This is a genomic window from Aeromonas lacus (assembly GCF_000764665.1).
Taxonomy (GTDB): Bacteria; Pseudomonadota; Gammaproteobacteria; order Enterobacterales; family Aeromonadaceae; genus Aeromonas; species Aeromonas lacus.
Window position 1 is genome coordinate 1 of sequence record NZ_JRGM01000070.1, and the last position, 4671, is coordinate 4671.

General features: G+C 44.0%; 5 protein-coding genes. 1 reads left to right on the forward strand and 4 read right to left on the reverse strand.

Translation table 11 applies throughout. From position 1 onward, the window contains the following. From LG31_RS0107600 to LG31_RS21370, 4 genes are all read right to left on the reverse strand, one after another. Nucleotides 1-1686, reverse strand: a 1686-nt coding sequence (locus LG31_RS0107600) for a BT4734/BF3469 family protein (protein ID WP_033113885.1), incomplete at its 3' end; no start/stop codon positions are given. A 487-nt stretch (nucleotides 1687-2173) separates the two neighbouring features. After that, entirely contained in the window at nucleotides 2174-2425 is a 252-nt protein-coding gene (locus LG31_RS0107610) for a hypothetical protein (protein WP_033113887.1), read from the reverse strand. 168 nt (nucleotides 2426-2593) lie between these two features. Further along, on the reverse strand, nucleotides 2594-3058 hold the full coding sequence (locus LG31_RS21830; RefSeq protein ID WP_084059573.1) for an endonuclease domain-containing protein: 465 nt from the start codon (nucleotides 3056-3058) through the stop codon (nucleotides 2594-2596). Beyond that, nucleotides 2964-3443, reverse strand: a complete 480-nt coding sequence (locus LG31_RS21370; RefSeq protein ID WP_033113888.1) for a hypothetical protein — start codon at nucleotides 3441-3443, stop codon at nucleotides 2964-2966. The genes LG31_RS21830 and LG31_RS21370 overlap by 95 nt, the downstream gene beginning before the upstream one ends. A gap of 174 nt (nucleotides 3444-3617) precedes the next feature. Here LG31_RS21370 and LG31_RS0107625 point away from each other — a divergent pair. Beyond that, a partial coding sequence (locus LG31_RS0107625; RefSeq protein ID WP_033113889.1) for a PAAR domain-containing protein occupies nucleotides 3618-4671 on the forward strand: 1054 nt, incomplete at its 3' end.

Sequence of the window (4671 nt, forward strand, 5' to 3'; positions counted from 1 at the left end):
GTACATAACATCGTCAGCAGCCATTTCATCAAACACAACAACATAATGGTTGAAGCTCTTGATTGCTTCGCCAACTTGTACTTTTGCGTGGCAGCATGTAACGAACTTGGATTTCATTTTTGCACGGTTCTTGAGGACAGCAACTTGGATATCTTGCAGTTCAGTTGAAGTAATGATTCCATCTTTATAAAGCTGCTGAATTACTGAACCTTCGAAATCTGGATCTGCATAGTACTCGCCGCATTTCATTTCTGCGCCTCTGTTCTTAGTAATCTCAAACACAATTTCGCTTGTGCCTTTCCACACTTGGAATTCAGGGTTTGCTTTCTGGAATGCATCACGGTTTGCTCTAGTGTTGGTGCAAAACAGCATACCGCGCCAATTGGATTCACCACCGAACATATCCAGTGCAATACAATCAGCAAGTGCACCCATTGTACGAGATTTACCTGAACCAGCGTTCTCAACTACAGTAACTACGCGATTCATATGCAATGCAGAAAAAATGCTTTCAGCTTGCTCTACGTATTCGTGTTCGAGACGTACAAGGTTTGTGCTTCTTGGTGCAGTACCAATAATGCTCAACGCAAGATCATTGTATTTGCGCTGAACTGTTTCTTTACCTGCTTTGATGTACTTTTCGATTGCATGGATTCTGGTGCACAGCTCGTTGTATTTTACTGTATCAATGCCTGCATCCACTTCGATCATTTCGGAAGCGAAGCGGTTGCGTTCTTGGCCTACGTATTCCATTGCAGCTTGAATCTTTTCAGCTGGTTTCCATGTTGCACGCAATGCACTATGCAACATTTCGAGGTTCATAAGCATTTCGTTATATGGCACACCGGACTTGATCATGAAGCACGCAAGCGCAAATGACTTGTTGTTACCGCCTTTACCTGTGTTGATGGCATTCAACAAACGGCGTTGTACTTCTTCATCACGTTGAGCAACTACGCCTGCATTGATATCGTTTCGCACTACTTTGCACAGATCCTTTATTGCATCTGTACATTGCTGGAGTTCTTTGCGCTTCTCATTTAAAGCGTTATAAGCATTAAGCAAGTCTGCTTGCTCGCTTTGTTCTTCTGCTTGGTAGAACGCTTCTGGGTCAAAACTAAAATAACATTGACGGCTTGGATCACATGCTGCTGGGTCATAGTAGTTACCCAAGTCCAACCGCTCAAGCAGTGCACGGATATAGAAGCGCACAGCAACGGTGAAGTCCTCTTTCTGTTGAACGGTCATACAAGGTACGTTGTGTACGTAGAATACCTTGATACCATCACCTGACGGACTCTGGAACATTGCAACAGGGTTAGTGCTTTGCAATGCAGCCTTAACGCGCTGTACATCACCATATGGAATCTTATCCAAGTCGATGTGCAAGTACCCTGTAGGTTCCCAACGATTGTGCTCTGTCACGTTGTGCTCGTTCTTTAGTTTTACTTTCTTATCGAGGATATAACCGTGTGGCATAAAACTAGGAACGAAGTCTTCTTTTTGTATTTTGCCTTGTGCTTGTGATTTTGCGGTACGGTAATCTTCAATGTTCTTGCGATATGTACCTTTGCGGATACTGTCAATCAACTGTTCGAGCGAGCTCTCTTCACTTACCCATTTTTGATAATGACCGTTCATCCAAGTCTTTTGTACAAGTTGCAGGTTGCGTTTGATAATTTCCATAAATACTCCGTAAGTTATAAGTGTTAGATGTTGTGTTCTAGTGTCCAAAAGCCTGTTGTTACCGCAACGGGCTTTTTTTATTCTTTATTGAAAGTGCCCGTTTTGTACTTAGTGATCAGGCGGCATACTGTTGCGTCCGAGGTGTTGTAATGTCGCGCAATACTAAGCATTGTGTAATTCTGCATATGCAAATCGTACATTGCTTTTGCTTGTTCCATAGTGAAGCGCGGCTTAGGGCCGGTCTTTTTTCTTTTCTCTAGCATGATGCTTTCCTTTATTTAGTAATTAGTAATGGAATATGTAATGAAATGACGAAAAAATTAGGTGCACAGCAATGCACCCAATTTAGGTCAGTTAGTGGAGACTAAAAGGAAATTATAATGAAGCAACAAGCGCAATGTCTTGCATACTATATTATAACATTATTTTGCTGGACTGTATAAAATGCCAAGCAAGTTTTCCCGAATGCCTTGCATTCGTCCAATATTTATTTAAATCCTTTATTGTTGATGCCTTCTGGATTCATAAGCATCATTGCACGAATGTCTTGTTCTTGCTGCTTGTTCAATGCACTAAGTTCAAATGCAATGTGTGCTTTTTGATTGGTGTCTACGAAGTTCGCTTCCAGTACATCTAATCTGTTGTCTACTTGTTCGGCTTGCTGTTCTAGCAAATGCAAATTCCAGAATTGCAAAGCACCAAGTACAAACACAGATCCAATAAGTAATTTAAATTTCATTTTGTCTCTCCTAAATGTTGTTTGCCTAGGTGGATTCTCCACCCGTCTACATCTGTATTTAGGAAATCTGTGTGAAAATTTGTGTGTAATTATGTGCTCTTTCGGGGTGAATATAGAAGAAACCCATTTTATGCTGCGCCATTAAAGGCGGCAGGGTATTCTACTGTGTTATCGTGCAAGGTACTCTTTATACACTATAAGCAACTGCTCTTTAGTCATATTCTTCATTTGATCTAATGTTAGTATTTCAAGGTGCAGCAGTTTGTTTAACTGTTCGCTCTTACTTAACCTCTGAAAAGCCTTTGCCTCATCCTTGAGGCGGTTAGGGTGGTAATCCCTATCTGTATAATCCTTGGAGTAGTACGAAGCGACATTATTCAAAAAACTAACTGCACCTTGGATACCTAACTTGTTCACTGTGCCTGATCGAACAAGTACTTTCCAAAGAGAACCACACGTTGTATTGCACTGGGAGCACAAGGCTCCGCGCACTCTGTGTTCATGTGGTTCCCCGATGTGTGCATGGTCAACGCAGGGTTTAACTAGCGTCCGGTTGCACAGGGGGCACTTGTTCTGTTGCTGTTGTTGTAATCGCGTCCGCACTACGCTCAAGTCCTTCTGGCGTAGTTGCATGGTTTATCTCGTTCTGGTTTGGTTGTTGCTGCTCTAGTTCCTGTAGACGCAGCTTATTGGTTTGTTCTCGGACTAACTTCTTGAGGCTGTTTATCATCCGTGCATCCAATGGGATCTCCGGTTCAACAATCTCAGTTATATCCGTTGCGTGTAGATACAGGCACATTGGCATGTCCTCTACTGTGCGCTTGCACGCTTCCAGCACGTACCGCAAATGATCACTGGATATCCGCTTGTGCATCCCGTGGCAGGCTTGGCGTATGCGCTGCGTGTAGTGCTTTGCAGTGCAAGGCGTATGTGCGTTCTCAGTGATGCACATAGCTAGGTCATCGTACATTGAGGGTTCGAGGCGCAGGGTGTTCATTGCTTGTGTTGGGGTATTCATGTTGCTCTCCTATGGTGAATGAGCAACATGTATGCGCTTTTGTGCTGTGCTTTAGCATAGTTATTATAACAATTATTTATGTGGTTGTTTTTGAATGAGAAATAGCCGACTTGCCTTAGTCTGTTGTCTTATGGCACCCTCACCGCTCGTAAAATCATCAACAGGAGTAGGGTTATGCCTAAGGTCATTGGCTTAGGGGATAAGACCACTACAGGAGGCGCAGTAATTGAATGCTTTCCTGATGTGCAACTGAACAACCAAGGCACCACAGTAATAGGGATGAAGGCCACCTGTCCCGCTTGTAAGGTTGGTATTGGCCCTATAGTTCCCATGAAGCCCATCAAAGTAGTGATCAACAACATCCAAGTTGCTGTAGAGGGGGACTGGGTGCAATGTGGTTGCCCTCCCCAGTCGAACAAACTCATTGGTGCGCCTGCGTCATACATAGTCGCTGACAATCAGGGCGGCGCATCGATGAAGATGCCCTTTACATCACAAGCGCAAGCCGAACAGGCATACCAAGCCTTTAGCGAAGTAGCATCGGGCAATAAGAGCATTACTGAGCTCTTTGCTACCGTTGCTCAACCAGTAGAGGACTGGAAGCCTGTCCCTGGATATCGTGGCCTTGTGTATCAAACAAAGCGCAAGATGGACGACTACGCAGCAGACGATCTACAACACGGGGACTTCACTGCTACCCAGATCATGAAACTTGGTGCTCTATATAGCTTTGCAATAACGTCTAATGAGATGCTGTTGCCCGCATCAGTGCACTTTATGAACATGAGGGCCACTACCAGCATTGTCTCTTGGATGGGTAAGTACAGCGGCATCATTGGGGAGCTTATTGATCGGTTCGAAGCGAACTCCGGCGCTACATACACAAGCCCATTGTTGACGGAAGCAATGCAGAATCACCGAACAACAAAAGCGTTTCATGGTGAGATACAGCGCACTATTGAATCCTTGCTCAGTCAGCATGACATGATGCCTGCCAATACACGTAGCACCGTCACAAACAAAGTAAATACAAGCGTTTCATTACCTAAGTTTGACGATGCAATTGACCGTTTAAACGGGCTTGGTATCGCAGTGCACGATATATACGCGGCACGAGTAGAGCTTACTGAGCTCGAATTTAAAGGTCGCCAATATAGAGGGAAGTTGGTCTATAAAATCCAAGACCATTTTGGACTGGATGTTCCAGACGTAAATGGTGGAAAATGGT